Annotated in this window: 22 protein-coding genes and 2 pseudogenes; 5 read left to right on the top strand and 19 right to left on the bottom strand. The window is 71.6% G+C overall.

Annotated elements, in window-relative coordinates; translation table 11 throughout:
• Positions 1-436: 436 nt before the first annotated feature.
• Positions 437-1291: a methyltransferase domain-containing protein gene (locus AY578_RS23870; RefSeq protein ID WP_258905424.1), complete on the top strand. Its 855-nt coding sequence runs from the start codon at positions 437-439 to the stop codon at positions 1289-1291.
• 97 nt (positions 1292-1388) lie between these two features.
• Here AY578_RS23870 and ffh read toward each other — a convergent pair whose 3' ends face one another.
• The 5 genes from ffh to nsdA form a co-directional block, all read right to left on the bottom strand.
• Positions 1389-2939, bottom strand: a complete 1551-nt coding sequence (gene ffh / locus AY578_RS23865) for a signal recognition particle protein (protein ID WP_189903422.1) — start codon at positions 2937-2939, stop codon at positions 1389-1391.
• Positions 2940-3156: 217 nt separating this feature from the next.
• The gene (locus AY578_RS23860; RefSeq protein WP_251144360.1) at positions 3157-5601 is read right to left on the bottom strand and encodes a [protein-PII] uridylyltransferase; all 2445 of its coding nucleotides are present in this window, start codon (positions 5599-5601) and stop codon (positions 3157-3159) included.
• 44 nt (positions 5602-5645) lie between these two features.
• Positions 5646-5984: a P-II family nitrogen regulator gene (locus tag AY578_RS23855; RefSeq protein ID WP_006130453.1), complete on the bottom strand. Its 339-nt coding sequence runs from the start codon at positions 5982-5984 to the stop codon at positions 5646-5648.
• Positions 5981-7321 (bottom strand): ammonium transporter, encoded by a 1341-nt coding sequence (locus AY578_RS23850; RefSeq protein WP_019523261.1) that lies wholly within the window; start codon positions 7319-7321, stop codon positions 5981-5983. Before AY578_RS23850 ends, AY578_RS23855 begins: the two co-directional genes overlap by 4 nt.
• Positions 7322-7667: 346 nt before the next feature.
• Positions 7668-9164: a transcriptional repressor NsdA gene (nsdA, locus tag AY578_RS23845; RefSeq protein WP_136238600.1), complete on the bottom strand. Its 1497-nt coding sequence runs from the start codon at positions 9162-9164 to the stop codon at positions 7668-7670.
• Positions 9165-9611: 447 nt separating this feature from the next.
• Between nsdA and AY578_RS23840 the strand changes: the two genes are divergently transcribed.
• Complete coding sequence (locus AY578_RS23840; protein WP_258905419.1) at positions 9612-10277, top strand: bifunctional DNA primase/polymerase; 666 nt, start codon at positions 9612-9614, stop codon at positions 10275-10277.
• A 99-nt stretch (positions 10278-10376) separates the two neighbouring features.
• On the opposite strand, the gene ftsY is transcribed toward AY578_RS23840, so the two are convergent.
• Entirely contained in the window at positions 10377-11576 is a 1200-nt protein-coding gene (ftsY, locus tag AY578_RS23835) for a signal recognition particle-docking protein FtsY (RefSeq protein ID WP_258905416.1), read from the bottom strand.
• A gap of 111 nt (positions 11577-11687) precedes the next feature.
• Entirely contained in the window at positions 11688-12080 is a 393-nt protein-coding gene (locus tag AY578_RS23830; protein WP_258905408.1) for a MerR family transcriptional regulator, read from the bottom strand.
• Between the two features lie 61 nt (positions 12081-12141).
• Between AY578_RS23830 and AY578_RS23825 the strand changes: the two genes are divergently transcribed.
• The gene (locus AY578_RS23825) at positions 12142-12849 is read left to right on the top strand and encodes an SDR family oxidoreductase (RefSeq protein ID WP_258905406.1); all 708 of its coding nucleotides are present in this window, start codon (positions 12142-12144) and stop codon (positions 12847-12849) included.
• A gap of 248 nt (positions 12850-13097) precedes the next feature.
• Here the strand turns inward: AY578_RS23825 and AY578_RS23820 are convergent, their stop codons facing one another.
• The 4 genes and pseudogenes from AY578_RS23820 to AY578_RS23805 form a co-directional block, all read right to left on the bottom strand.
• The gene (locus AY578_RS23820) at positions 13098-14516 is read right to left on the bottom strand and encodes a sugar porter family MFS transporter (RefSeq protein WP_026243587.1); all 1419 of its coding nucleotides are present in this window, start codon (positions 14514-14516) and stop codon (positions 13098-13100) included.
• A gap of 207 nt (positions 14517-14723) precedes the next feature.
• Positions 14724-18333 (bottom strand): annotated as a pseudogene (smc, locus tag AY578_RS23815) (chromosome segregation protein SMC).
• Between the two features lie 288 nt (positions 18334-18621).
• A complete protein-coding gene (locus tag AY578_RS23810) occupies positions 18622-18825 on the bottom strand; it encodes a hypothetical protein (RefSeq protein ID WP_006130460.1) in 204 nt (67 codons plus the stop codon).
• 377 nt (positions 18826-19202) lie between these two features.
• Positions 19203-19484, bottom strand: a complete 282-nt coding sequence (locus AY578_RS23805) for an acylphosphatase (protein ID WP_020700042.1) — start codon at positions 19482-19484, stop codon at positions 19203-19205.
• A 175-nt stretch (positions 19485-19659) separates the two neighbouring features.
• Here AY578_RS23805 and AY578_RS23800 point away from each other — a divergent pair, with 175 nt between their 5' ends.
• Positions 19660-21027: a CAP domain-containing protein gene (locus AY578_RS23800; protein ID WP_258905404.1), complete on the top strand. Its 1368-nt coding sequence runs from the start codon at positions 19660-19662 to the stop codon at positions 21025-21027.
• Positions 21028-21047: 20 nt separating this feature from the next.
• Here the strand turns inward: AY578_RS23800 and AY578_RS23795 are convergent.
• The 4 genes and pseudogenes from AY578_RS23795 to AY578_RS23780 form a co-directional block, all read right to left on the bottom strand.
• Positions 21048-21294 (bottom strand): annotated as a pseudogene (locus tag AY578_RS23795) (site-specific integrase); the annotation flags it as partial.
• 349 nt (positions 21295-21643) lie between these two features.
• Positions 21644-22126: a hypothetical protein gene (locus AY578_RS23790; protein WP_019523251.1), complete on the bottom strand. Its 483-nt coding sequence runs from the start codon at positions 22124-22126 to the stop codon at positions 21644-21646.
• Positions 22127-22625: 499 nt separating this feature from the next.
• A complete protein-coding gene (locus tag AY578_RS23785) occupies positions 22626-23003 on the bottom strand; it encodes a hypothetical protein (RefSeq protein WP_237490959.1) in 378 nt (125 codons plus the stop codon).
• An 83-nt stretch (positions 23004-23086) separates the two neighbouring features.
• Entirely contained in the window at positions 23087-23536 is a 450-nt protein-coding gene (locus AY578_RS23780) for a GNAT family N-acetyltransferase (protein ID WP_028961746.1), read from the bottom strand.
• Between the two features lie 74 nt (positions 23537-23610).
• On the opposite strand from AY578_RS23780, the gene AY578_RS23775 reads away from it, so the two are divergent.
• Positions 23611-24012, top strand: a complete 402-nt coding sequence (locus tag AY578_RS23775; RefSeq protein ID WP_258905402.1) for a winged helix-turn-helix transcriptional regulator — start codon at positions 23611-23613, stop codon at positions 24010-24012.
• Here the strand turns inward: AY578_RS23775 and mutM are convergent.
• The 4 genes from mutM to AY578_RS23755 all read right to left on the bottom strand — a co-directional run bounded on the left by mutM (position 23985) and on the right by AY578_RS23755 (position 26612).
• Positions 23985-24869 (bottom strand): bifunctional DNA-formamidopyrimidine glycosylase/DNA-(apurinic or apyrimidinic site) lyase, encoded by an 885-nt coding sequence (mutM, locus tag AY578_RS23770; protein ID WP_258905401.1) that lies wholly within the window; start codon positions 24867-24869, stop codon positions 23985-23987. The genes AY578_RS23775 and mutM overlap by 28 nt on opposite strands.
• A gap of 84 nt (positions 24870-24953) precedes the next feature.
• Complete coding sequence (gene rnc / locus AY578_RS23765; protein WP_006130466.1) at positions 24954-25772, bottom strand: ribonuclease III; 819 nt, start codon at positions 25770-25772, stop codon at positions 24954-24956.
• Positions 25773-25791: 19 nt separating this feature from the next.
• Positions 25792-25965, bottom strand: a complete 174-nt coding sequence (rpmF, locus tag AY578_RS23760) for a 50S ribosomal protein L32 (RefSeq protein WP_003951102.1) — start codon at positions 25963-25965, stop codon at positions 25792-25794.
• A gap of 2 nt (positions 25966-25967) precedes the next feature.
• Positions 25968-26612: a YceD family protein gene (locus tag AY578_RS23755; RefSeq protein ID WP_019523245.1), complete on the bottom strand. Its 645-nt coding sequence runs from the start codon at positions 26610-26612 to the stop codon at positions 25968-25970.
• Positions 26613-26657 lie beyond the last annotated feature (45 nt).

Genomic DNA, 26657 nt, shown 5'->3' with positions numbered 1-26657 from the left:
TAGGCTGACGTACGCCCCCGCGTGTACCCGGTCCGCACGCGCCGGTGCGCGTGCGCCTCACGGGCCGCGCAAGAGACCTTTCGGCCGCGCTCGTGGCGGGAGGCGGCGTCCGGTCCACCCGGAACGCCGTGACGGCAGAACCTACCGGGTCCGCTCCCGGCACCGCGAACCGGCCCTGGCCCGCCCGGCGAAGCGCCGCCGCCGATGGCCGGAACCGTTCCGCGGACGTCCCCGCCGTGACCGTCCGGGCGGCCCCCGATTACCGGAATGTGAATTCTTGCCACTGGCACGAGCAACTACCAAACGGCCGCCTCCTTCCACTGGACGACACGTCGAGGGCGGAGTTACCTGGCATACGGGGGGTGTGCGGGCGCACTGCACGGGGGCCAGGAAAACGGGCACTGCGGCAACTCTCGGCTGATTGGGGCGCTTACCTATGACACCTACGCTCGTGCGGCAGCACCCGTCACGCACGGGGGCGGCCCCGCGCGTGGACCTGCGGGCACGCGCGCGTGACTGGTCCGAGATCCAGGAGCGGATGCTCGTCCCGCTCTACGAGGCGGTGTACGAGCGACTCGACGTGGGCCCGGCGACCCGGCTGCTGGGCCTCGGCTGCGGATCGGGACTGGCCCTGCTGATGGCGGCCTCCCGCGGCGCGGCGATCACCGGCGTGGACACCTCGTCCGACCGGCTGGCCCTCGCCCGGGAACGGCTGCTGCCGGACGAGCGGGACACCCCCACGCGCACCGGCACCCGGATCGTGCAGGGCTCCCCCGCCGAGGCGGGCCCCGCCGACGCCGCCGGATACACCGTGGTCACGGCCTTCGAACCGATCGGGTGCCTCGCCGGCGACGCGGAGGGACTGGGCGAGCTGCTCGCCGAGGCGCTGCCGCTGGCCGGACGCGGGGCGGCCGTGGTGCTGGCCGGCTGGGGCCCGCCCGAGCGCTGCACCACCTCGACCGTGCTGCGGGTCGCCGCCAAGCTGGCGGAACCGCTGCGCGGCGCGGACGCCTGGCGCCCCATCGAGCGCGACGACCTGGAGCGGGTCGCCGAGCGCGCGGGACTGCGGCCCGACGGCTCGGGCCGGGTGGCGTGCCCCTTCGGCTACGCGGACGCGGACAGCGCCGTACGGGGACTGAAGTCGACGGGTCTGTTCGACCCGGCGATCACCGCGACCGACCGGGTGCAGGTCGAGAAGGAACTGACCGAGGCCCTCCACCCGTACCAGCGCGCGGACGGCACCGTGTGGATGCCGAACGTGTTCCGGTACCTCGTCGCGCGCGTGCCCTGACCGGCACGGGCACCCACAACGAACGAACGCCGCAGGGGCGCCTCCTCCGTACGAGGAGAGCGCCCCTGCGGCGTTCGTCCGGCCGTCGTGAGCGGCCTCAGCCCATGAACTTCTTGAACTCGTCGGGCAGCTCGAAGTCCTTGCCGCCCTGCTGCGGCAGACCGAAGGCACCTCCGCCCTGGGCCGCCGCCGCGCGCCGCGCGGCCTCCTCCTGCTCCTGCTGCTTGCGCTTCATCGGGTTGCCGGAGCGCTGCTTGCCCTTGGCCTGCTTCTGCTTCTTCTTGGCGCGGCCCGGGCCGCCGCCCATGCCCGGCATCCCGGGCATCCCCGGCATGCCGCCGCCCTGCGCCATGCGGGACATCATCTTCCGCGCCTCGAAGAACCGCTCGACCAGGTTCTTCACGGCGCTGACCTCGACACCGGAACCCTTGGCGATACGGGCGCGGCGCGAGCCGTTGATGATCGCCGGGTCCTGGCGCTCGCCGGGCGTCATCGACTTGATGATCGCGGCGGTGCGGTCGACGTCCCGCTCGTCCAGGTTGTTGATCTGGTCCTTGATCTGGCCCATGCCGGGGAGCATGCCGAGCAGCTTGGAGATGGAGCCCATCTTGCGGACCTGCTCCATCTGGGCGAGGAAGTCGTCCAGGGTGAAGTCCTGGCCCTTCTTCGACGCCAGCTTGGAGGCCATCCGCTCGGCCTCTTCCTGGCTGAACGTCTTCTCCGCCTGCTCGATCAGGGTGAGCAGGTCACCCATGTCGAGGATGCGGGAGGCCATCCGGTCCGGGTGGAAGGCGTCGAAGTCGTCGAGCTTCTCACCGTTGGACGCGAACATGATCGGCTTGCCGGTGACCTGCCGGATCGACAGCGCGGCACCACCGCGGGCGTCACCGTCGAGCTTGGACAGCACCACGCCGTCGAAGCCGACGCCGTCGCGGAAGGCCTCGGCGGTGTTGACCGCGTCCTGGCCGATCATCGCGTCGACGACGAAGAGGATCTCGTCGGGGCTGACCGCGTCACGGATGTCCGCGGCCTGCTGCATCATCTCCTGGTCGATGCCCAGGCGGCCCGCGGTGTCCACGATCACGATGTCGTGCACCTTGGCGCGGGCGTGGTCGATGGAGTCCTTGGCGACCTTCACCGGGTCGCCGACGCCGTTGCCCGGCTCGGGCGCGTAGACGGCGACGCCCGCCCGCTCGGCGACGACGCTGAGCTGGTTGACGGCGTTGGGGCGCTGGAGGTCGGCGGCGACGAGGAGCGGGGAGTGGCCCTGGTCCTTGAGCCACTTGCCGAGCTTGCCCGCGAGGGTGGTCTTACCGGCACCCTGCAGACCCGCGAGCATGATCACGGTGGGGGGCTGCTTGGCGAAGCGGAGGCGGCGGGTCTCGCCGCCGAGGATCTGGATCAGCTCGTCATTGACGATCTTGATGATCTGTTGGGCCGGATTGAGCGCCTTGGAGACCTCGGCGCCGAGCGCACGCTCCTTGACGTTCTTGATGAACGCGCGGACGACAGGCAGGGCCACGTCCGCTTCCAGGAGGGCGATGCGGATCTCACGCGCCGTGGCGTCGATGTCCGCTTCGCTCAGCCGGCCCTTTCCGCGGAGGTTTTTGAAGGTCGCGCTGAGGCGGTCGGAGAGGGTGTCGAACACGGCGGCGTCGGTCCTCGGGGTCGGGGGCGGTTGGGCTGCCCTCCAGGGTATCCGGCTCCGCAAGCAAATCGTCCCCGCCCGCGTCGTCCGGCGGGCGGGGACAGACCCCCGCTGCCGCGAGGAGCATTCCTTGACCGTCTTCAGAACCCGCTGAGCGGGCGGTCCGTCCCCGCGCCGGAGGGGAGCACGCCCTGCTCAACGCGTGCACCGCCGCATGTCACGCCCGCAGCGTCTCCTCCAGCTTCCGCGCCACCGACACCGCCTCCTCGTCGGGGAGCGGCAGGCCCTCGGTCCCTGTGACGTAGAAGGCGTCGACCGCGTTGGCGCCGAGCGTGCCGGCGTGGGCGCTGCGCACGCTCACGCCCGCGTCCTCCAGCGCCCGTCCGATACGGAACAGCAGGCCCGGGGCGTCCTGCGCGCGGACCTCGATCACCGTGGCGTGCCGGGAGGCGGCCGGGGCGACCGTCACACGCGGGGGCGGGGCGACCACCCCGCGGCGCCTCGGGTAGGCGGCGTCCCGTTCGGCGAGGCGGCCGGAGATGTCCAGGCTGCCGTCCAGGGCGCGGACCAGGTCTGCGCGGAGCCGGGCGGCCTGCGGCAGCGAGCCGTACTCGGCGGCGACCCGCCAGTCCAGCAGCAGCACGGAGCCGTCGACGCCGTCCGGGAGGTCCAGCGAGCGCAGCTCGGCGGTGCGCACGGTCAGCCGGTGCATGGCGAGCACGCCGGCCACCGCGGGCAGCACGCCCGCCTGGTCGGGCACGGCGATCAGCAGTTCCACGCCGAGCGGTTCGGGGTCGCCGGAGGGCTCGGCGGGCGGCTCGGTCTGCGCCCGCAAGGACAGCACGGGCGCGCCGGTGGCGACGGCCTCCAGGGCGAGCCGCTCGTGCTGTGCGGTGGGCGCGGATTCCTCGGGGTCGGGCGGGGCCTGCCCCGCCAGTACGGCGGCGACCCGTTTGACCAGGTCCGCGACCAGTGAGGCGCGCCAGGAGGACCAGGCCGCCGGTCCGGTGGCGAGGGCGTCCGCCTCGGTGAGGGCGTGCAGCAGCTCCAGCGTGCCCGGGGAGCCGACGGCCTCGGCGACGGAGCGCACGGTGGCGGGGTCGTCGAGGTCGCGCCGGGTGGCGGTCTCCACGAGCAGCAGGTGGTGGCGTACGAGGGTGGCGACGACGGTGACGTCGTCGGCGTCGAAGCCGATGCGGGCGGCGACGTCCCGGGCGATGACCTCGCCCGCCACCGAGTGGTCGCCGGGCCAGCCCTTGCCGATGTCGTGCAGCAGGGCGGCGACGAGCAGCAGGTCGGGGCGGCTGACGCGGCGGGTGAAGGCGGAGGCGCGCACGGCGGTCTCGATGAGGTGCCGGTCGACGGTCCACAGGTGGACGGCGTTGCGCTGGGGGCGGCAGCGCACCCGGTCCCAGTCGGGGAGCAGCAGGCTGATCAGTCCCTCGGCCTCCAGCGCCTCCCAGACGTCGACGGTGGGCCGGCCGGAGCCGAGCAGGGTGATGAGCTGCTGGCGGGCCTCGGCGGGCCAGGGCGCGGGGAGGGCGCGGGCGCCGGCGGCCATGCGGCGTACGGCGTGCAGGTTGAGGGGGAGGCCCGCCTGGGCGGCGGCGGCCGCGGCGCGGAGCGGGAGCACGGGGTCGCGGTCGGGGCGCGCGGCGCGGGCGAGCACCACTTCGCCGTCCTGTTCCACGACGCCCTCGGCGAGCGGGGACCGCTCGGGCGCGGGCTTGCCGCCGCCCAGCGCCCTCCCGCCGCCCAGGATGGCGCGCAGCCGGGGCCGCACCGAGCGGGAGCGCAGGACGCGGCCGACCTCGCGCCAGGTGACGTCGCCGGCGTAGGCGATGACCCGGGCGGCCTCGTAGACCTGGCGGAGCAGGGCGTCGGCGTCGAGGAGGCCGAGTTCGGCGGCGACCTGGTCCTGTTCCTGGAGGGCGAGCCGGTCGGTGGCGCGTCCGGTGGTCAGGTGCAGGGCGTCGCGTACGTCGAGGAGGCGGCCGCGGGCCTCGGCGAGTCCTTCGCGGGGGGCGTCGGCGAGCCAGGAGGCGGCCACCGCGCGCAGGGCGGTGGCGTCGCGCAGTCCGCCGTGGGCCTCCTTGAGGTCGGGTTCGAGGAGGTACTGCAGTTCGCCCTGGCGTGCGGCGCGCTCCTCGCACAGCTCACGCAGGGCGGGCAGCCGCTTGGGGGCCTGGTTGCGCCAGTCGGCGAGGACGGTGGTGCGCAGGGCGGTGGTGAGGCCGAGGTCGCCGGCGATGTGCCGGGCGTCCAGCAGGCCGAGCTGGACCTTGAGGTCCTCCCCCGCGGTCCTGCGGGCCTCCGCCGGGGTGCGGACGGAGTGGTCGAGGGCGAGGCCGAGGTCCCAGACCGGGTACCAGAGGCGGTCGGCGAGCTTGGAGACGGCCTCGGTGTCGCCGCCGTCGTGGAGCAGCAGCAGGTCGAGGTCGCTGCGCGGGGAGAGTTCCGCGCGTCCGTAGCCGCCGACGGCGACGAGGGAGACCCCGCGCGCTCCGGGGGCGCCGGCCGCGAAGAGTCCGGCGAGCCATTCGTCGGTGAGGCCGGCGAGGGCGGAACGGCGCGGCGGCCCGGACCGCGCCTTCTCGTTGAGAAGGCGCAGCCGGGCCGCCGCGTAGCCGCCGGGTCCCGAGTCCTGTTCGTGGCCGTGCATGTCCGTCCTCGTCACCCGGCGACTCCTGTTCGGTCGGTCTGCTGTCAGAGCGCGTCCGGGCCGCGCTCGCCGGTCCGGACCCGTACGGCCGTCTCGACGGGGATGGTCCACACCTTGCCGTCGCCGATCTTGCCGGTGCGGGCGGCCTTGACCACGACGTCGACGAGCTGCTCGGCGTCGTCGTCCTCGACCAGGACCTCGATGCGGACCTTGGGCACCAGGTCGACGGTGTACTCGGCGCCGCGGTAGACCTCGGTGTGGCCGCGCTGGCGGCCGTAGCCGCTGGCCTCGGTGACGGTCAGACCGTGCACTCCGAAGGCCTGGAGGGCCTCCTTGATCTCGTCGAGCCGGTGCGGCTTCACGACGGCGGTGATGAGCTTCATGCGTCCACCTTCTTGCTCTCGGCCGGGGCGACGGGGCTGCTGGCCGGCGTCCGGGCCGCGCCGCCGCCCGCGCCGCTGAAGTCGTATGCGGTCTCGGCGTGCTCGGCCTGGTCGATGCCGGCCACCTCTTCGTCCTCGGAGACTCGCATACCGATGGTCTTGTGGATGAGGAGGGCCAGGACCGCGGAGGCGATGAGGGAGTAGGCGAGGACGCCGAAGACACCGGCGCACTGCTTCCAGAACTGGTCGAGGCCGCCGCCGTAGAAGAGGCCCTCGACGTCGGACTGGCCCTTGCCGGTGGCGAAGAAGCCGATGAGCAGGGAGCCGATGATGCCGCCGACGAGGTGGACGCCGACGACGTCGAGGGAGTCGTCGTAGCCGAACTTGTACTTGAGGCCGACGGCCATGGCGCACAGGACACCGGCGATGACGCCGATCGCGATGGCGCCGAGCGGGGAGACCGCGCCGCCCGCCGGGGTGATGGCGACCAGACCGGAGACCGCGCCGGAGGCGGCGCCCAGCGTGGTGAACGCGCCGTGGCGGATCTTCTCGTAGGCGAGCCAGCCGAGAACCGCGGCGCCGGTGGCGACCTGGGTGTTGACGAACATCAGCGCGCCGACGCCGTCGTCGTTGCCGAGCCACGAGCCGGCGTTGAATCCGAACCAGCCGAACCACAGCAGACCGGCGCCGAGCATGACCAGCGGGAGGCTGTGCGGACGCATCGGGTCCTTCTTGAAGCCGATGCGCTTGCCGATCACCAGGATCACGCCGAGGGCGGCCGCACCGGCGTTGATGTGCACGGCGGTACCGCCGGCGAAGTCGATGACGCCGAGGTCGAAGGCCCAGCCGCCCTCGCCCCACACCCAGTGCGCGACCGGGAAGTAGACGACGCTGACCCACAGGGTGATGAACAGCGCCCAGGCGCTGAACTTCACGCGGTCCGCGAGGGCGCCGCTGATCAGGGCGGGCGTGAGGATCGCGAACATCAGCTGGAAGGCGGCGAAGACGAACAGCGGGATGGTGGTGCCGCCCCACAGTTCCGTCAGGCCGATGTTGCTCAGGCCCACCCAGTCGGAGTTCCAGCCGACGAGGCTGCCCTTGTCGTCGCCGAACGCGACGGAGAACCCGTAGAGCACCCACAGGATAGTGACGATGCCCAGGCTGATGAAGCTCATCATCAGCATGTTCAGGGTGCTCTTGACCCGGACCATGCCTCCGTAGAAGAAGGCCAGACCGGGGGTCATGAGCATCACCAGGGCGGAACAGATGAGCATGAACCCTGTGTTGGCGGCGGACAGCGTGGGCGCGTCTGCTGCCAGGGTGATGGCTTGTGCCATCGGCGTCTCCTCGTCGTTGGTACGGCCCCGTGCGGGCGAAGCCTTGAGCGGATTGAGGGGTGGGCCGGTTATGCGCCATGAAGATTGGCGCAGCGCCGTTTCGGTGGAAGCCCCTCGTTGTTTCGCCGCCGTGACGAAGGCACCCGGCGTGTTACGGGTCGGTGAACCGCCGGATCCGGGGCGCGCCGATCGTTATCGTGGCGCAATCTTCGGTGTACGGCGGTGAGCCGCGGCCGGGGAGACACACGACCGGCCGCGGCCGGCCTTCCGAATGACTGGCATGGGGGAGCCGAGTCGGGCAGTTCGGGAGGGCCGGCCGCGGCCGGGGTCCAGGGTTCCTCGGTGTTCAGACCGCCTGGGCGGTCTCGGGCAGCTCGACGGCGAGCCGCTCGGTGAGTTCGACGACCTCGGCGAGCTCCCCGAAGTCACGTACGGCGGTGTCCACGGTCTTTCGGATACGAGTGTTGACGCGCTCGGAACGGACCTTCTTGGCGGCCTTGATGGCCTCGGTGGCGAGAACCGTGCTCTGCTCGGGTTCGCGCTGGAGCAGATGCACCGTGGCCATGCCGATCAGGTTGAGGGCGTAGGAGCGCTGGTGCTCGCCGCCCTCCTTGCCGAACAGCTCCACGGCGCGCTTCATCAGCGGCTCGGCGAGCGAGGCGTAGGTGGGACTGCGGCCGGCGACGTAGGCCAGGTCGCGGAAGGAGTGGCTGTTCTCCGCGTACAGCTCGGCCTCGGAGAAGAAGCGGATCCAGTCGGGGTCCGGCTCGTCCCACTCGTCGGCCTCGGCGAAGGTGTCCTCGGCCATGCGGACGGCGCGCTTGCAGCGGCCGGGCTGGCCCATGTTGGCGTAGGCGCGGGCCTCCATCGCATACAGCATGGACTGGACGCGGGGGCTGGCGCAGTCGCGGCTGCCGTACTGGGCGAGGTGGATGAGCTCCAGGGCGTCCTCGGGGCGGCCGAGGTGGATCATCTGGCGGCTCATGTTGGAGAGGACGTAGGAGCCGAGGGGCCGGTCGCCGGCCTCCTTGGCGGCGTGCAGGGCGAGCACGAAGTACTTCTGCGCGGTGGGCTGCAGCCCCACGTCGTACGACATCCAGCCGGCCAGTTCGGCGAGCTCGGCGGCGACCTTGAAGAGCCGCTTGGTGGTGGCGTCGGGCTGTGGCTCCTGGAGGAGGTCGGTGACCTCGTGGAGCTGGCCGACGACGGCCTTGCGGCGCAGTCCGCCGCCGCACTGGGCGTCCCACTGCCGGAACATCACGGTGGTGGTCTCCAGCAGGTCCAGCTCCGGCTTGGAGAGCCGGCCGCGGGCGCGCGCCGAGGAGGGGGCGACGTCCGGCTCGGGCCTGGCCAGGGGGGAGGACGGGGAGGGGACGAGCCAGCGCTGCATGGGCTCGATGAGGGACGGGCCCGCGGAGAGGGCCAGCGAGCTCCCGAGGAAGCCGCGCCGCGCCAGCATGAGGTCGCTGCGCGAGAACTCGCTGAGCAGGGCCACGGTCTGCGGGCCCGTCCAGGGAAGGTCGACGCCGGTCGCGGAGGGCGCCGGGCGTGTGGTGCGCAGGCCCAGGTCCTCCACGGAGACGACGACACCGAAGCGCTCGGAGAACAGCTCGGAGAGGATGCGCGGGATCGGCTCGCGCGGGTTCTCCCCGTCCAGCCAGCGGCGCACCCGGGAGGTGTCGGTGGAGATGTGGTTGGCGCCCAACTGCCGCGCTCTGCGGTTCACTTGGCGGGCGAGCTCACCCTTGGACCAGCCGCTGCGGACGAACCATGAGGTGAGCAGCTCGTTCGGGCGCTTCCCCGCACTCGCAGAACTCGTCCCGCCACCGCCGTTGCCGCTCACTGGAACGCCCCCATCCCTGAAGACCACTTGTCGCCGAGTGCGCCAAGCCCTATCAGAATGCCGGTAGTTGGGGCCGCCCGTCCGGCGGTTGCCACCCTTCGAACGGGAAGCCGAGTTGCCTCCGGCATACCCACGAGTGCATGTGCCCCATCCAAGCCGTGCACACACAGTAACCCTATGATCACCCGCCCCACCATGGCGGAACCTCAATCGCCACCATTCGCCACCCCTTCGAATGAACGCACCGTCGCCGTCCCGCGATTGACTTGACACAGGACAGACAAGAGTGGATGCAGCGGTGCACTCCGAGGCGCACGACACCCGCCGCACCACCCCGCGCGCATCGAGGCGCTGGTTGGCGCAGGTCACACCGGGAAGCCGGAAACAGAGAGTCACATACTGCGTCCGCTACGTAACCACCGGTACGTCGGACCCGTTGGAGGGGGCATGGGCTTCACGATCGGCATCAGTCGGGGCATCCGTGACATCCGGTCCGGCTCGCGGCGGCGGGGCCGCTCCTCGGACGGCACGGTCGTGGCGGAGTACACGGGACTGTGGGGCTGGGACGTGGTGCCGGGCGTGCGCGCCCTCGCCGGGTCCTGCTCCTGCGGGCGTACGGGCTGCCGGGCCCCGGGCGCCCACCCCCTGGAGCACGCGCCGGTGATCCGCGCGGGCGCTCCTCTGGACGAGGTGACGGCGCTCTGGTCGGAGTTCCCGGGCGCCTCGGTGATGCTGCCCGTGGGGCGGGCGTTCGACGTGATCGAGGTGGCGGAGCCCGCCGGGTGCCACGCCCTGGCGCGGCTGGAGCGGATGGGCCTGCCGGTCGGGCCGGTCGCCGCCACCCCGGACGGCCGTGCCCAGTTCTTCGTCGCCCCGGGCGCCGCGGCGGCCCTGCCGGACCTGCTGTACCGCATGGGCTGGGACGACCCGGCCGCCCTGGACCTGCGCGGCCTGGGAGGCGGTACGCACATCACGGCGCCGCCGTCGGACCGCGCCGGCCTCGGCCCGGTGCGCTGGCTCCGCTCCCCCGCCCTGGACTCCGCCTCCCGCCCCCCGGAGGCGCGGCTGCTGCTGGGCACGCTGGCGTACGTGGCGCACCGCTCGGGCTGCTGACCCTCTTCACATACGGCGACCTACGGCGAAGCGCCCGTCCCCCGACGGTTCCGGGGGCGGGCGCTTCCTCGCGTACGGGGCCGGACGGCTCCGGGGGTGTCACTCCCCCAGCAGCGCGTCCACGAAGGCCTCGGGCTCGAACGGCGCGAGGTCGTCCGCGCCCTCGCCGAGACCGATCAGCTTGACCGGGACGCCCAGCTCACGCTGAACGGCGATGACGATGCCGCCCTTGGCGGTGCCGTCGAGCTTGGTGAGCACGATGCCGGTGATGTCGACGACCTCGGCGAAGACGCGCGCCTGCACCAGGCCGTTCTGGCCGGTGGTGGCGTCGAGCACCAGCAGCACCTCGTCCAGCGGGGCCTGCTTCTCCACGACCCGCTTCACCTTGCCGAGCTCGTCCATGAGGCCCGTCTTGGTGTGCAGCCGGCCGGCGGTGTCGATGAGCACCGCGCCGGCGCCCATCTCCTTGCCCTCCTTGACCGCGTCGAACGCGACGGAGGCCGGGTCGCCGCCCTCCGGACCGCGCACGGTGTGGGCGCCGACCCGCTCGCCCCAGGTCTGGAGCTGGTCGGCGGCGGCGGCGCGGAAGGTGTCCGCGGCGCCGAGGACGACGGTGTTGCCGTCGGCGACCAGGACACGGGCGAGCTTGCCGGTGGTGGTGGTCTTGCCGGTGCCGTTGACGCCGACGACCATGACGACGCCGGGCCCGCCGTCGGGGTTCTCGGTGTGCACGGTGCGGTCCATCTCGGGACCGACCAGCGTGATCAGCTCCTCGCGGAGCAGCGCGCGCAGCTCCTCGGGGGTGCGGGTGCCGAGCACCTTGACCCGCTCGCGCAGCCGCTCGACCAGCTCCTGGGTGGGCTGGACGCCGACGTCGGCGGTGAGCAGGGTGTCCTCGATCTCCTCCCAGGTGTCCTCGTCGAGGTGCTCGCGGGACAGCAGGGTGAGCAGGCCCTTGCCCAGGGCGTTCTGCGACCGGGACAGCCGGGCGCGCAGCCGGACCAGACGGCCGGCGGTGGGCTCCGGGATCTCGATCTCGGGAGCCTCGGCGGCGGGCGGTTCCTCGATGACGGGACCGGCGCCCGCCGGAAGATCAACCTCCTCGATGGTGCGCCGCGGTTCCTCCCGCGGCGTCTCGGCCTCTTCGCCGACGTGCGGCTCGGCCGGCGGGGCGGTGATGTCGGGCGCGGCGGGCGGCGGCGGGGGCAGCGGCTTTTTGCGCCGGCTCCCGACGATCAGCCCGCCGAGCGCGCCGAGCACGACCACGGCGATGACTACAGCAAGGATGACGATGTCCATAACCCGTCCAGTATCAGCCATGCCTGCCCCGCGCCCCCCATACGGACGCGCCCCGCCCGAGGCGCCCCGAAGGGGCGCGGGGAACGGCGCGCCCGGCCCCCACCGGGCCGGTCAGGCGGAAGCCCGCTCCCGCGGCGGACGGCACTCGGCCGTCGACGACTCCGTGTACCGACCGGCGAGGCCGATCAGCTCGTCGAGCCGGTCCCGCGCCCGGGTCAGATCGTCCAGCCGGACCTGGATGCGGTCCCGCTCCTCCGTGAGCCGCCGCGTCATCTCCGGCGTGGCGACGAGGGTGTCCAGGAACGGCAGGATGTGCAGGATCGCCTTGCTGGGCAGCCCGGCCGCGTAGAGGAGCTGGATGAACTTCACCCGCTCGACGTCCGACTCGTCGTAGTCGCGCTGGTCCCCAGCGCCGCGGGCGGGGACGACGAGTCCTTGCTCCTCGTAGTAGCGCAGCGCGCGGACGCTGACCCCCGCCCGTTCGGCGACCTTTCCGATACGCATCGCGCCTCCGGCTGCTCGCGGCTTGAACCTCACGCTGACGTGAGGTTCTAGCGTACGCGGCATGGACATCAACAAAGCAACCGCGCTCGTCACAGGGGCCGGCCGCGGCATCGGCCGCCACCTCGCCGCCCAGCTCGCCGAGCGGGGCGCGAAGGTCTACGCGACCGCCCGCCGGCCCGAGTCGATCGACCTTGACGGTGTGGAGGTCCTCGCCCTCGACGTCACCGATCCCGATTCCGTCGCGGCCGCCGCCGAGCAGGCCCGTGACGTCGACCTACTGGTCAACAACGCCGGGATCGGGGGCGGAACCCTGCTCGGCGATCTCGACGGCGTCCGCGCCACGATGGAGGTGAACTTCTGGGGCACGCTGTCCGTGATCCGGGCCTTCGCGCCGGTCCTGGCCGGCAACGGAGGAGGCACGATCCTCACCATCGCCTCGTCCGCGTCGTGGTTCGTCTTCCCCGGCACCGGCGCGTACGCGGTCTCCAAGGCCGCCGTGTGGAGCATGGGCAACGCCCTGCGCCAGGAACTGGCCGAACAGGGAACCCGTCTCACCTCGGTCCACCTCGGTGCCGCCGACACCGACATGACGAAGGGCCTCGACGTACCGAAGATGACAGCGGCGGAGGTCGCCCGAGCCGCCCTCGACGGCGTCGAGTCCGAGGTGTACGAGGTCGTGGCCGACGAGTTCACCGCCATGGTCAAGTCCTCCCTGAGCCAGGACCCGAGGCACTTCGCCGCCCGCTTCCACGAGTTCCTCACAGCCTGAAACGCCCGGGGACGCGGGGCATTGCGCGCTCAACCCCAACGGCGCCGCACCATGCGACTCCGCAGCCACCACCCCGTTCAGGGGCGCGGGGAACTGCGCGACAGGCCCCGCACAACCCGCACCCGCCCAGGAACATGCCACCGCCCCGGCTCGAAGATCCGAGCCAGGGCGGGTGGGGGGTGGCATACGAGGGGCGGGAGCAGCGGGGAGGTAACCCCCACCCCTCGGGTGCAGAGGGAAGAGGGGTGTCAGCCCATCTCCTCCAGCCGCTTGCCCTTCGTCTCCTTGACGAACTTCAGCACGAACGGAATCGACAGCGCCGCGAACACCGTGTAGATCACGTACGTGACGGACAGGTTCCAGTCCGCCAGCGACGGGAAGCTGGCCGTGATCGCCCAGTTGGCGATCCACTGCGCGGCCGCGGCGACGCCGAGCGCCGCCGCACGGATCCGGTTCGGGAACATCTCGCCGAGCATGACCCACACGACCACACCCCACGACAGGGCGAAGAAGAGGACGAAGACGTGGGCCGCGATCAGGGCCACCCAGCCCTGCGTGGCGGGCAGCTGGCCGTCCACGAGGTTCGAGGAGAACGCCCAGGCCTCCAGCGCGAGGCCGATCACCATGCCGACGGAGCCGATGATGGCCAGCGGACGGCGGCCGACGCGGTCGACGAAGATCATCGCGATCACGGTGCCGATGATGTTGATGATCGACGTGGTGAACGAGTAGAAGAACGAGTCCGACGGGTCGACGCCGACCGACTGCCACAGGGTGGCGGAGTAGTAGAAGGCGACGTTGATGCCGACGAACTGCTGGAACACCGACAGGCCGATGCCGACCCAGACGATCGGCTTGAAGAAGAAGCTGCCGCCGAGCAGGTCCTTGAAGCTGGACTTCTCCTCGCGGTGCATGCCGGTCTCGATCTCGGTGACGCGGGCGTCGAGGTCGATCTCGCTGCCCTCGACCTCGGAGAGGATCTGGCGGGCGCGCTCGTGCTTGCCGACGGAGATCAGGTAGCGGGGCGACTCGGGGATCGCGAAGGAGAGCAGGCCGTAGAGGACGGCCGGGATCACCATGACGCCGAGCATGACCTGCCAGGCCTCGAGGCCCATCAGCTGACCGCGCTGGTCGCCGTCGGCGGCGTTCAGGATGCCCCAGTTGACGAGCTGGGAGACGGCGATGCCGACGACGATCGCGGCCTGCTGGAAGGAGCCGAGGCGGCCGCGGTAGGCGGGCGGGGCGACCTCGGCGATGTAGGCCGGGCCGATGACGGAGGCCATGCCGATGGCGAAGCCGCCGACGACGCGCCAGAAGGCGAGGTCCCACAGCGCGAAGGGCAGCGCGGAGCCGACGGCGCTGACCGTGAAGAGGACCGCGGCGATCTGCATGCAGCGGATGCGGCCGATGCGGTCGGCTATCCGGCCGGCGGTGGCGGCGCCGATGGCACAGCCGATCAGTGCGACGGCGATGACCTGGGCGAGCGCGGCGGAGCCGATGTCGTAGCGGTCGCGGATCGCCTCGACGGCGCCGTTGATCACGGAGCTGTCGTAGCCGAAGAGGAAGCCGCCCATGGCGGCGGCAGCGGCGATGAAGATGACATGCCCGAGATGTTCGGGATGAGCCGTCCTGGCTCCTGACGCTTGTGCCTGCGCGGTGCTGGTCACGTGTACTCCTCGGGCCACCGGCAACATCGCCGGGTGGGGGGTCAGCCCTTCAAGGTTTCTGCCGTAGGCACCTGAAGGTAAAAACAACATTGCAGAGACTATGTCTTCAACTTTTGAAGTCAATAGGTCGGCGGCTGTGACTTGAAAGACGCAGGAGTCGAAGCGTTCCCCTGCCAGGGGTTCACATCTTGAAGAGTTGAAGCCGCTTCAGCGCAGACGCTGACTGATGACCTTGGACACGCCGTCGCCCTGCATGGAGACGCCGTAGAGCGCGTCGGCGACCTCCATGGTGCGCTTCTGGTGCGTGATCACGATCAGCTGCGAGGCCTCCTGCAGCTCCTGCATGATCCGGATCAGCCGCTGGAGGTTGGTGTCGTCGAGGGCGGCCTCGACCTCGTCCATCACGTAGAACGGGCTGGGCCGCGCCTTGAAGATCGACACGAGCAGCGCCACCGCGGTCAGCGACCGCTCGCCGCCCGACAGCAGCGACAGCCGCTTGACCTTCTTCCCCGGCGGACGCGCCTCGACGTCCACGCCCGTGGTGAGCATGTTGTCGGGGTCGGTCAGCACCAGGCGGCCCTCCCCGCCCGGGAAGAGCCGGGAGAAGACGCCCTCGAACTCCCGGGCGGTGTCCCGGTAGGCCTCGGTGAAGACCTGCTCGACGCGTTCGTCGACCTCCTTGACGACCTGGAGCAGGTCCGCGCGGGTCTTCTTCAGGTCCTCCAGCTGCTCGCTGAGGAACTGGTGGCGTTCCTCCAGCGCCGCGAACTCCTCCAGGGCGAGCGGGTTGACCTTGCCGAGCTGCTGGTAGGCGCGCTCGGCGGCCTTGAGCCGTTTCTCCTGCTCGGCCCGCACGAAGGGTCGGGGCTGGTTGCGCGGATGCTCCGGGTCCTCCGGAAGCTGTTCGCCGTCGGCGGGGGGCGAGGGCGGCACGAGCTGGTGCGGACCGTACTCCGCCACCAGCCCGGCCGGTTCGACACCCAGTTCCTCCAGCGCCTTCGCCTCCAGCTGCTCCATCCGCAGCCGCTTCTCGGCGCCGAGTACCTCGCCACGGTGGACCGAATCCGTCAACTTGTCGAGTTCCGCCTTGAGATCGCGTCCCTCGCCGCGGGCGCGGGCGAGTTCCTCCTCGCGCCGGGCCTTGGCGGCCTCGGCGGCGGTGCGCTCCTCGGCGGCGCGGGACAGGGACACCTCGACGTGCGCGAGCAGCTGGCGGGCGCCCGCGGGCGCCCGCGGCGACGGCGGCGGCCACCTCCGCCTCGTGGCGCAGCCGGGCGCGGCGCTGCTCGGCACGCGCGCGTGCCTCGCGTTCGGCGCGGGCGGCCCGGTCCAGGGAGTCGGCCCGTCCGGCGAGCCCCTTGACCCGCTCCTCGTGCGTACGGACCTGGAGGCGGGCCTCCATCTCGGTCTGGCGGGCGTTGGCCCCGTCGGCGGCGAGCCGGTCGCGCACGGAGGTGTCGGGCTCCTCCTCGAACGGCATCTCCTCGGCCGTCTCCAGCCGCTCGGCGAGCTCTTCCACCTCGGCGAGGGCCTTGTCGAGAGCCTCCTGGGCGCGTTCGGCGGCGGCCCCGGCACGCTCGGCCTCGCCTGCGGCGCCGCGTGCCTGTCCGGCGAGCCGGCCGAGTTGCTGGGCGACGGCGGACTTCTCCCGGTCGGCGGCCCGGCGCCGTTCCCCGAGCTCCTCGACGAGGGCCGCGCACTCCCGGCGCCGGGCGGCCGCGGCCTCCTGCGCCTCGGCCAGCTCCTCGCAGCGCACCTCGAGCTCCTCCAGCTCGGCGGCGGCCTCGTCGACGGAGGCCTGCACCTCCAGCAGGCTGGGCGCGCCGGCCGAGCCGCCGTGCGCGAAGTGGGCGCCGAGCAGGTCGCCCTCGGCGGTGACGGCGGTGAGGCCGGGCCGGGCGTGGACGAGTTCCTCGGCGTCCTCGAGGGTGGCGACGACGACGATGCCGTGCAGGAGCCGGCGTACGGCCGGCATGAGGTCGTCGGGGCCGGTGACGAAGTGCTCCGCGGGGAGGGGGGTTCCGGGTGCGGGTGCTTCGTGGCCGGGTGCGCGGTTCCCCGCGGCCCCGGGCGGGGTTTCACCCGCGGTGTCGGAAGCGAGGCCCGTCACCAGGAGGGCCGCGCGTCCCGCGTCCTGTTTGCGCAGCAGCCGGATCGCGTCGGCCGCCGCGGACGGGGAGGAGACCGCGAGGGCGTCCGCCGCCGCGCCGAAGGCGGCCGCGAGCGGCACCTCGTGGCCGGGGGTCACCGTCAGCAGTTCCGCGGCCGGGCCAAGCAGCCCGGTGAGGCTGTCCTTCGCGCCGAGCAGGGCGCCGGTGCCGTCCTTGCGGCGCAGGCCGAGCGCGAGGGCCTCGTGGCGTGCCTGGGTGGCGGCGCGTTTGCGCTCCACGGCTGTGACCGCCTCGCGGGCGGTGGTGAGGGCGGCCTCGGCCTCGGCGAGTCCGCGCTTGGCCTCCTCGTGACGCTCGGCGAGTTCCGCGTCGCCCGCGTCGAGGCCGTCGACCTCCGCCTGGAGGGCCTCGTACTCCTCCTGGGCGGTGACCGCGCGCTGCCGTGCCTCGTCGCGGGCGGCGGCGAGGCGTTCGATCTCGGCCTGGGCCGCGGCGGCGCGGGAGCGGGCGGCGCCGACCTGGCCCTTGAGCCGGGCGAGCCCTTCGCGCCGGTCGGCGATGGCGCGGGCGACGTCCTTGAGGCGCCGTTCCTCCTGGGCCAGTTCGCGCTCCAGTTCGGCGCGGTGGGCGACGGTGTCCTCCAGCGCGCGTTCGGCCGCCTCGAGGGCTGCCTCCAGTTCGGCCTCCTGCTCGCGGATGCGGGCGGCCTCGCGCTCCATGTCCTCGGGGTCCCGGCCCCGGCGCTCCTCGATGGGCGCCTGGGTGGCGCTCTTCACGCGCGCGTCGGCGAGGGAGATGGTGCCGCGCACGCGTTCGGCGAGCTGGGAGAGCTCGTACCAGGTCTGCTGGGCGTTCTGCAGGCGCGGGGTGAGGCGGCGTACCTCGTCCTCCAGGTGCGCCTCGCGCTGGAGGGCCTTCTTCAGCTCGGCCTCGGCGGCTTCCTTGCGCTGCTTGAGGGCGGCCTCGTCGGCGATCTCGGCCTGGAGCGCCTCACGCAGCTTCACGAGGTCGTCGGCGAGGAGGCGCAGGCGGGCGTCGCGCAGGTCGGCCTGGATGACGGCGGCGCGGCGGGCGACGGCGGCCTGGCGGCCGAGCGGCTTGAGCTGGCGGCGGAGCTCGTCGGTGAGGTCCTGGACGCGCGCGAGGTTGGCCTGCATCGCGTCGAGCTTCCGCAGCGCCTTCTCCTTGCGCTTGCGGTGCTTGAGGACGCCGGCCGCCTCCTCGATGAAGGCGCGGCGGCCCATGGGATCGGCGTGCAGGACGGAGTCGAGCTGGCCCTGGCCGACGATGACGTGCATCTCGCGGCCGATGCCGGAGTCGGAGAGCAGTTCCTGGATGTCCAGGAGGCGGCAGGTGTCGCCGTTGATCTGGTACTCGCTGCCGCCGTTGCGGAACATGATCCGCGTGATGGTGACCTCGGAGTACTCGATGGGGAGGGCCCCGTCGGAGTTGTCGATGGTCAGGGACACCTCGGCGCGGCCCAGCGGCGGGCGGCCGGTGGTGCCGGCGAAGATGACGTCCTCCATCTTGCCGCCGCGCAGCGACTTGGCGCCCTGCTCGCCCATGACCCAGCTGAGGGCGTCCACCACGTTGGACTTGCCCGAGCCGTTCGGACCGACGACGCATGTGATGCCCGGCTCGAACCGGAGCGTGGTCGCCGAGGCGAACGACTTGAAGCCGCGGAGGGTCAGGGCCTTGAGGTGCACGCCGTCGGACTCTACCGGGCGGGCATGTCTCACTCCATGAGCGCGCGGTTTCGCGGGTGAACGCGCAGGGCATGCCAGACGTTGAGAAGTGAAAAGGTGCGCGGGACAGAGAGTGCGCCGCGCGGGGGTCGCGGGGGCTCCCCGCGGGGAGACGGCAGGCTCAGCGGTTCGGGACGCGGAGGGGTGAAGAAAGAAGGGACGCCGGAGCGTCCCTTGCAGTTCTGACTGCCTGGCGGTGGTGACGGGCAAGCCCGACCACTGCGGTGCTGTTCGTGGAGCGTGCAGTGATCAGGTGAGCGCAGGCTCCGCCTGGTGTGCGTCAACGCTCTCCATGATCCTGTCGTGAGAAGCGGCAGCCTTCAGGGCGTCCTTCTCCGCCTGGATCCGCACGAGCTCGGATTCCAGGTCCTGGACGCGCTGCTGGAGCCGTCGCATCTCGGCGAGGAGTCGCGGGTCGGAGCCGCCGACGTAACCGAGAAGCGCCTTTGCCATGATGGATGGTCCTCCACAATGAGTGACCGACCGATGCGGTGTGGGTCGTGAGGGATTCGCACCCGCGGTGCTTGGCAGGCCTGGAGTTGTGCTGCCGTTCAGCCATGCCAAACAGCTAAGGTGCGCGGGGCTTTCAGCGTCTCACCAAAAAGTTTGAGGGTCAACACGATCACGCCCCGTATTGGGGGACAACCGGGCGCATACGGCCGGACGGCGGCGGCGTCGCGTTCCTCGCGGGTCCTCGGGGCGTGGCGATCATCTTGGCGGGCGCAGTTGCCTCTGACAAGCCGTTCGCTTCGATCACCAGGACTTTTTACGTCCGGACGCCTCAGGGCGAGGGCCGCGCCGGCCTGGGTACGGCGGCCAGGCGGGCGCCGTCAGCGGATCGCGAAGCCGTCGTAGCCGCCGCGGGGTGTGTCCCAGATCTCGGTCACACCGTCCACGTGCCCGGGCGTGTCGCCGTCCCGGAGCCACTCCAGCAGCCGTTCGCAGCGGTCGCGGGGGCCCTCGGCGACCACCTGCACCCTGCCGTCGCCGAGATTCAGGGCGAAGCCCTGCAGGCCGCCGATCTCCAGGGCCTTGGCCCGGGTGAACCAGCGGAAGCCCACGCCCTGGACGTGTCCGCGGACCCAGGCGACCAGTCGCACATCCTCGCTCATGCCTGCAACCTAACCGGACAAAGTCACACCGGGCACTCCGCCCCCGTGTGTCATGCGGTAGCGTCCGCACCCATGAATCTCATATGAAACTCACTCGTTCGTGTGAGTTTCGTGATCGTCGAGTTTCGGGCTGGTCGCGAGCCGCGGCCGACCGCCAGGACGAGGAAGGCCATACATGGGACGCCACCGACGCTCCGACGCCGGCCGCGCCGCCACGAGCCGCGCCGCCGGGGTCACCCACCACGACGGCTCCTACGGTGAAGGCCTGGACGCGCGAGGCGCCGGAGCCGACGGCCCGCCCACGATGGGCACGGCGCCGTACCTGAACCCGGAGGCCTACGCGGAGACGTACGCCCGCAGCGAGGCGTACCTGTACGCGACGGACGAGACCGCTGTCCCCGCCGGCGGCACCGGCTTCGCGACGACGGGCGGTTACCCGGACGCGGGCCCCGCCCCCGCCCCGGCCGCGTACGCCTACACCGCATCCGCCGCGGACACCGTCACCGCCCCGACCGTCAGCGCCCCGACCGTCCCGGGCCCCCGCACCGCCGAGTACGACTTCACGGGCCACTCCTTCGCCGGCGACCCGCTCCCGGAGTGGGACGTGACGCCCCGGCCCCGCCCCGTACGGACCGCCCGCACCAGCGTGACCTCGTCGGTCGGCGCGGACGACCGGCCGCCGGCGAACGGTCGGCGCCGCAAGAAGAAGGCCGCGACGCCGGTCCGCACCGGGCTGCTCGGTGTGTCCGCCGCCGTCGCCATCGGGACGGTCGCCGTGGCCACCGGCGCGGTGCCGGGCCTGGAGAACTACAAGCTCGGCGGCGACAGCGGCGCCAGTGACAACGTGCAGGCCGGCGCCGGTGTGGCGACCAGCCTGCCGACCGAGCAGGGCGGTACGTCCGGCCCCGTCGAGACGCCGGGCCGCGACGCGTCGCCCCCCGCGAGCCGCGACGGCGGCCGCGCGACCTCCCCGGCGCCGTCGGCGACGCCGTCCGCCCCGAGCGCGCCGGCGAAGGCGCCCGAGGAGGAGAGGACGGCCCCGGAGAAGACGGAGTCCCCCGCCGCCCCGGAGAAGACCGAGGAGCAGGCGCAGGACCGCGGAACGGCGCCCGGCGCCGAGCGGAAGGCGGGCGACCAGAGCCAGGGCAAGGGCCAGACCTCGGCCGAGGCCACCGCCGCCGCGGCGGTACTGCGGCTGGTCAACGCCGAGCGCGCGAAGGTGGGCTGCAGCCCGGTCACCGCGGACAGCGCACTGACCGCGCTGGCCACGGCCTTCAGCGACGACATGGCGGGCCGCGGCTTCTTCGACCACACGGACCCCGACGGCGACACCCCGTGGGACCGCGCCCAGGCGGCCGGCATCGCCAACCTCGGCGGCGAGAACATAGCCCGCGGCCAGGCCGACGCGGAGTCCGTCATGCAGGCCTGGATGGACAGCCCCGGCCACAAGGCGAACATACTGAACTGCGACTTCAAGACCCTCGGCGTCGGCGTCCACCTGGGCCCGGGCGGTCCTTGGTGGACGCAGAACTTCGGCTACTGAGATAACCGCAGTTCAGAGACCTAATTTTGACCCTGGGCCGTCTCCCCTCCGTCTACCGTAGGGTCCCCATCCTGGAAGACGCGATCCACGGCGGCCCGGGTCCGGGTCTCGCTGGACGGCATCAGGTGCGTGTACGTCCGCAGCGTGTAGCCCGGGTCATGGTGGGCCCAGGGACTCGCTCAGAGCCTTGCTGCTCTCCCCCGCGTCCAGAAGAACCGAGGCGTAGAAGTGGCGTAGCGCGTGCATGCCGTTCTGCCGAGCGGGCGGCCGGCGGCGCCCGCGCTCATGTCTCCGCCCCGCTCGGCACCGCCGGTCGCCCGCTCCCGCCCAAGAGGCAGGCACACGGGCATGAGGTCAGAACATGTCGTGGCTGGGGCGGTCGGCTCCGCGACTTTAGCCAGCCACTTTGGCGCGAGCCTCGAAGATCATGGCCCCAGCGTCGCGCTTCAACGGGCAGGTCCACAGACTGCCCGACGCGCCGGAAGCTTACGGGGCCATGATCACTCGCGCCAAAGCAGCTCCCGGCCAAAGTCGCTACGCCGACCGCGGTGCGACAGTCGAGCCGTTCCGTGCTTTCGCTACCTCACCCCGAAACAATGGCCCGTTGGTTAGGGAATCACCGATCGGTCCAAGCGACAGGAAGCGCACTCTGCCTGATGTACAAAACCCTCGCCACGCTCTGGCCGTCTGGTACCGCAAAGGCAACGTGCCCGGTCCGGCAAGCTCCCGCATAGAGCTCTTCGTCATCCGTGGGATACAAGGGCTTCGGAAAACCAACCAAGTCTTCCGCGAACGGACTGGCTAGCGAGCCATCTGACAACTCAAGAGCCCATGGCCACGCGGAGATGGTCACGAAGTCGTCATCAGCAGCCTCCCCCTCACTCCCGTCGTGACAGACACGCACCTTGAGGGAGGACCAAGAGAACCTTCCGTCCAGGAAGTCGTATAGGGCCTGTGGCCGGTCCGCATTAGGCGCGACGTTCGATCGGTACTCAAGCACGGTGACCGTGCCATCCTGCTCAGCGACGGTCCGGTCGATTTTCGAGTCCTGCTTGAAGTCGTAGGCCTGGCCGAACTTGAGCTGACCAGCCAGCCTCACGGACCCCAAGCTGTTCCGCGCTTCGGACGCGGAAGGCGAGGCCGACCCTTCAGGCGCCGAAGGCGAAGCCGGTGCCGCACTGGTCGCTGATGGCGTTCCCACAGCCTCTTCGCTACCAACCCCTTGAGTCGACGAACCACAAGCCGACGCCGAAAGGGCCACGACGACCCCCAATGAAACCAAACCCCTGCGCACAACCCACCCCAACATCTACATGATGCCTACACGCAATTTCGATGATCGAAATGGTATCCTCCGCTGCCTCTCGGGCCGTCACTGGGCCGTCTGAGGGCAGCCAAGGGCGACCAACGCTGACAACCACCGCCAGCTAAGTCGCAGGTTGCAGCGTTGATCGATTGCGTGGTCGCAGGTCAGGGACCCAGCCCACCACTTCTTCGGCTACTGAGCCAGGCGCGGGTCGGAGCACCCTCGTACCCCGTGCAGGGGCCGTCAGTGGCGGGTTCCGCGTCGGCAGACGCGCGCCACGGCGGCCCCGCCTTCACGTGGTGGGGCGTCCGGCCCGCACGTAGTCGCGGTATTCGGCTCCGGCGACACCGGCATTGACCCACCGGTCACGGACCGCCCCGGCCTTGTCCTCGGCCAGAGCCATCGCGGCGAGCGGCTCCCGCTCGACCCCGAGTTCCTCGCCGAACTCGTCGTCCGGGTCGAGCGGCGGGAACTCGAGGAGATCGCAGAAGTGGCCTCCGCCCACGTCCTCGACAGCGTGGAGCGTCACGACGAAGCCCCGTTCCGTCGGCTCCACGGACACCCACCGGACTCCGGCCGGCGTCTCCGTCGCGGCACGCCCGAGGAATTGCTCGATCGCCTGCCCGCGCCGGAGGGCTCCGACAGCGAACGACTCCACCAGATGGCGCATGCGCGCAGGCTGGTCGAACAGGGGCGGGAGAAGCCCCGGTGGGGCGGGGCGTTCGTCGGCACCTGCCCTCGGCCGCCCCGCCCTCACAACGTGACCGCCAGCAACGGCAGCACCCGCCCCGGTATCGACCCCGACGGTGTCTCGCCGATCCGGACCGCGCCCATCGCGCGGTAGAACGGCTCCGCGTTCGGGTCGGCGTCGATCGTCAGGCGGTGGAAGCCGGCCGCCCTGGCCGTGGTGAGGGCGTGGGCGAAGAGGGCGCGGCCGATGCCCTGGCCGAGGGCCGAGGGGTCCACGAACATCATGCCCAGCGCGCCCTCCGGCGGGCTGCCGTCCACCGTCGTGAAGCCGAGGACGCGGCCGTCGCGCTCGGCGACCGCGGCGCGCCGCTCCCCCACCTCCGACGGGCGGACGGTCAGTTCCTCACGGCACGACGCCATGAACGCCTCGTCGTAGCCCCAGTGGGCCTTCGAACGGAGGGCCAGTTCGGTCAGCTCCCCGGCCTCGTCGGGCCGGGCGTCCCGGATCAGCACGGTCGGCCTCCCGTTCGCTTACCAGCAGTAAGCGCCACCCTTGGGTGAGCGCTGCTCTGAAGTACGCTGAGCTTATGACGACCGCCCAGTCGGCCCCGGAGGACCGGGACCTGCCGTTCAACGTGTTCGCCAAGTCCTGCCCGTCCCGCGGCACGCTGGAACATGTGACCGGGCGCTGGGGGGCGCTGACGCTGGGGGCGTTGTACGAGGGGTCGCTGCGGTTCAACGAGCTGCGCCGGAGGGTCGACGGCGTCAGCGAGAAGATGCTGTCGCAGACCCTGCACGCGCTGGAGCGCGACGGGCTCGTGCACCGCGAGGCGCAGCTGACCAACCCGCCCCGGGTGGACTACGAACTGACCCCGCTGGGCCACGAGGTCACCGAGCGGCTGATGGCGCTCATCCACCTCCTCGAAGGCCGCATGGACGCCGTCCTCGAGGCCCGGGAGCGTTACGACGCGGCGCGCGGCGCCCGCTGACAGCGCGGGCAGAAGTAGCTGGAGCGGTTCATCCACGCCCGCCGGCGTATCGGCGTCCCGCAGCGGCGGCAGGGCAGACCTTCACGGCCGTACGCGTCCAGGGAGCGGTCGAAGTAGCCGGACTCGCCGTTGACGTTGACGTACAGGCTGTCGAAGCTGGTACCGCCGGCGACCAGGGCCGCGTTCATCACGTCCCGGACGTGCCCCAGCAGCTGCAGCGTGCGGGGGCGGGTGAATCCGGCCGTCGGGCGCTCGTAGTGGATGCGGGCCCGCCACAGCGCCTCGTCCGCGTAGATGTTGCCGACGCCGCTGATCAGCGACTGGTCGAGCAGCGCCCGCTTGATCGTGGTCCGCTTGCGGCGCAGCGCCTGGTGGAAGGCCTCGTCGTCGAAGAGCGGGTCGAGCGGGTCGCGGGCGATGTGCGCGATGGCGTCGGGCAGGCCCTCGGGGGTGTCGTCGTGCAGCGACAGACCGCCGAAGGTGCGCTGGTCGACGAAGCGCAGCTCGGTGTCGCCCGCCGGGCCCTCGTCAGGTGACTGCGGCTCGGTGAAGCGGATGCGGATCCGCAGATGCTTCTCGTCCGGCGCGGCGTGCGGCTGCATCAGCAGCTGGCCGCTCATGCCGAGGTGGGCCAGCACCGACTGGTCCGTGTCCTCCAGCGGCAGCCACAGGTACTTGCCGCGCCGGCGCGGCACGCCGATGCGGTGCCCCTTCAGCCGGTGCGCGAAGTCGTCCGGGCCCGCCAGGTGGCGGCGCACCGCGCGCGGGTGCAGGACCTCGGCGTCGGCGACGGTCCGGTGGGCGACCCACCGCTCGAGTCCGCGCCGTACGACCTCGACCTCGGGCAGCTCGGGCATGGCGTCCCCTCCCAGGACCGGTGGAACGAGCACCGAGCGCCCGCCCCGGTTCGGGGGACGGGCGCTCGTGTCGCGCGTACTGCGTCAGGCGGAGGCCGACGGTGCGTCGGCGCTCTTGCCGGAGGCTTCGGCCTCGGCGGCCTGGACGACCTCTTCGGCCTCCTGAGCCGCCTTGGCCCGCTCGTCCGCCGCGGCCTTGATGGACCGCCACGCGGACTCGGCGGCCTGCTGCTCCGCCTCCTTCTTGCTGCGGCCGGTGCCGGTGCCGTACGAGACGCCTCCGACGCGGGCGGCAGCAGTGAAGGTCTTCTCGTGGTCGGGGCCGGTCTCCGTGACCAGGTACTCGGGAACGCCGAGCCCCTCGGTCGCGGTGAGCTCCTGGAGACTGGTCTTCCAGTCCAGGCCGGCTCCCAGGTTCGAGGACTTCTCGATCAGCGGGTCGAACAGACGGTGCACCAGCTCCGCCGCCGATTCCAGGCCCTGGTCGAGATAGACCGCGCCGATCACCGCTTCGAGGGTGTCGGCGAGGATGGACGCCTTGTCCCGGCCGCCCGTTCCCTCTTCACCGCGGCCGAGCCGGATGAAGGAGCCGAGGTCGAGCCCGCGGCCCACCTCCGCCAGCGCACGCGAGTTGACCACCGCGGCCCGCAGCTTGGCCAGCTGGCCCTCGGGCAGGTCGGGGTGGGTGCGGTACAGCGTGTCGGTGACGACGAGGCCGAGCACGGAGTCCCCGAGGAACTCCAGCCGCTCGTTCGTCGGCAGACCGCCGTTCTCGTACGCGTAGGAACGATGGGTCAGCGCACGCACCAGAAGGGCGGACTCGACCTTGTAGCCGAGCCGCCCTTCCAGAAGCGTTGGGGACGAGGCCTGGTTGTCCGCAGAGTTTTTCTTCGGCGTGGACACAGTGCCTCTCACCAGCCGCTCAGACCTCGAGGACCTGGCGCTTGTTGTAAGTGCCGCAAGACGGGCACGCGATGTGCTGCTGCTTGGGCTCGTGGCAGCGCTCGCACGCAACCAGGGTGGGGACCGCAGCCTTCCACTGCGACCGGCGGTGGCGCGTGTTGCTGCGCGACATCTTCCGCTTCGGAACAGCCACGGCTACTTCTCCTGCTTCTCGTCGACGCCGGCTTCGGCGCCGCTCATCTCGTCCTTCTCGCCGTCCTTCATGGTGCCGGCGAGTCCCTGCAAAGCCGCCCAACGGATGTCGACGGCGTCGTGGTGGTGGTCCGGGTCGTCCGCCAGCCGTGCTCCGCACTCGGAGCACAGACCCGGGCAGTCTTCCTGGCACACCGGCTGCATCGGCAGTGCGAGCACCACCGCGTCGCGCAGCACCGGCTCGAGGTCGAACAGGCCGTCCTCGAGGAGGAGCCGGTCCTCGTCGTCCTCGGCGTCGTCGCCCGGTTCCGCGATCACGCGGCCCCGGTCGTCGGCGTCAGGGTACGAGAACATCTCCTGGAAGTCCGCTTCGAGCTCCAGCTCGAGCGGCTCCAGACACCTTACGCACTCCCCCTCGGCCTTGGCACGGCCGGTGCCTGTGACAAGCACACCTTCCATGACCGACTCGAGCCGGAGTTCGAGCTCCACCGGGGCGCCTTCCGGCACTCCGACGACTCCCTGGATACCGAGGTCCTGGGGAGCGTCGACCGTACGGGTCAGGCGCTGCAGCGCACCGGGCCGCCGCCCCAGTTCGTGCGTGTCGAACACGAGGGGGTTGCGGTGGTCGAGGCGGGCGTTCAGAGCCATTCCTGCTTTCGATCTTCGAGCTCAGAGGGTGTCGCTGCCGTACGG

This window comes from Streptomyces thermocarboxydus, assembly GCF_024760485.1.
In the GTDB taxonomy this organism is placed as follows: Bacteria; Actinomycetota; Actinomycetes; order Streptomycetales; family Streptomycetaceae; genus Streptomyces; species Streptomyces cellulosae.
The sequence above is the reverse complement of the archived record's forward strand: the minus strand, read 5'-3'. Positions and strand labels throughout refer to the sequence as shown.

Bases quoted from the DNA above. Each gene is read 5' to 3' on its own strand.
- AY578_RS23785 (WP_237490959.1), bottom strand. From the start codon at position 23,003: ATGCGCCATCTGGTGGAGTCGTTCGCTGTCGGAGCCCTCCGGCGCGGG.
- AY578_RS23870 (WP_258905424.1), top strand. From the start codon at position 437: ATGACACCTACGCTCGTGCGGCAGCACCCGTCACGCACGGGGGCGGCC.
- AY578_RS23755 (WP_019523245.1), bottom strand. From the start codon at position 26,612: ATGGCTCTGAACGCCCGCCTCGACCACCGCAACCCCCTCGTGTTCGAC.
- AY578_RS23830 (WP_258905408.1), bottom strand. From the start codon at position 12,080: ATGCGTATCGGAAAGGTCGCCGAACGGGCGGGGGTCAGCGTCCGCGCG.
- mutM (WP_258905401.1), bottom strand. From the start codon at position 24,869: ATGCCCGAGCTGCCCGAGGTCGAGGTCGTACGGCGCGGACTCGAGCGG.
- AY578_RS23800 (WP_258905404.1), top strand. From the start codon at position 19,660: ATGGGACGCCACCGACGCTCCGACGCCGGCCGCGCCGCCACGAGCCGC.
- AY578_RS23855 (WP_006130453.1), bottom strand. From the start codon at position 5,984: ATGAAGCTCATCACCGCCGTCGTGAAGCCGCACCGGCTCGACGAGATC.
- AY578_RS23860 (WP_251144360.1), bottom strand. From the start codon at position 5,601: ATGCACGGCCACGAACAGGACTCGGGACCCGGCGGCTACGCGGCGGCC.
- AY578_RS23850 (WP_019523261.1), bottom strand. From the start codon at position 7,321: ATGGCACAAGCCATCACCCTGGCAGCAGACGCGCCCACGCTGTCCGCC.
- AY578_RS23805 (WP_020700042.1), bottom strand. From the start codon at position 19,484: ATGAGCGAGGATGTGCGACTGGTCGCCTGGGTCCGCGGACACGTCCAG.
- ftsY (WP_258905416.1), bottom strand. From the start codon at position 11,576: ATGGACATCGTCATCCTTGCTGTAGTCATCGCCGTGGTCGTGCTCGGC.
- AY578_RS23775 (WP_258905402.1), top strand. From the start codon at position 23,611: ATGACGACCGCCCAGTCGGCCCCGGAGGACCGGGACCTGCCGTTCAAC.
- AY578_RS23810 (WP_006130460.1), bottom strand. From the start codon at position 18,825: ATGGCAAAGGCGCTTCTCGGTTACGTCGGCGGCTCCGACCCGCGACTC.
- AY578_RS23840 (WP_258905419.1), top strand. From the start codon at position 9,612: ATGGGCTTCACGATCGGCATCAGTCGGGGCATCCGTGACATCCGGTCC.
- AY578_RS23825 (WP_258905406.1), top strand. From the start codon at position 12,142: ATGGACATCAACAAAGCAACCGCGCTCGTCACAGGGGCCGGCCGCGGC.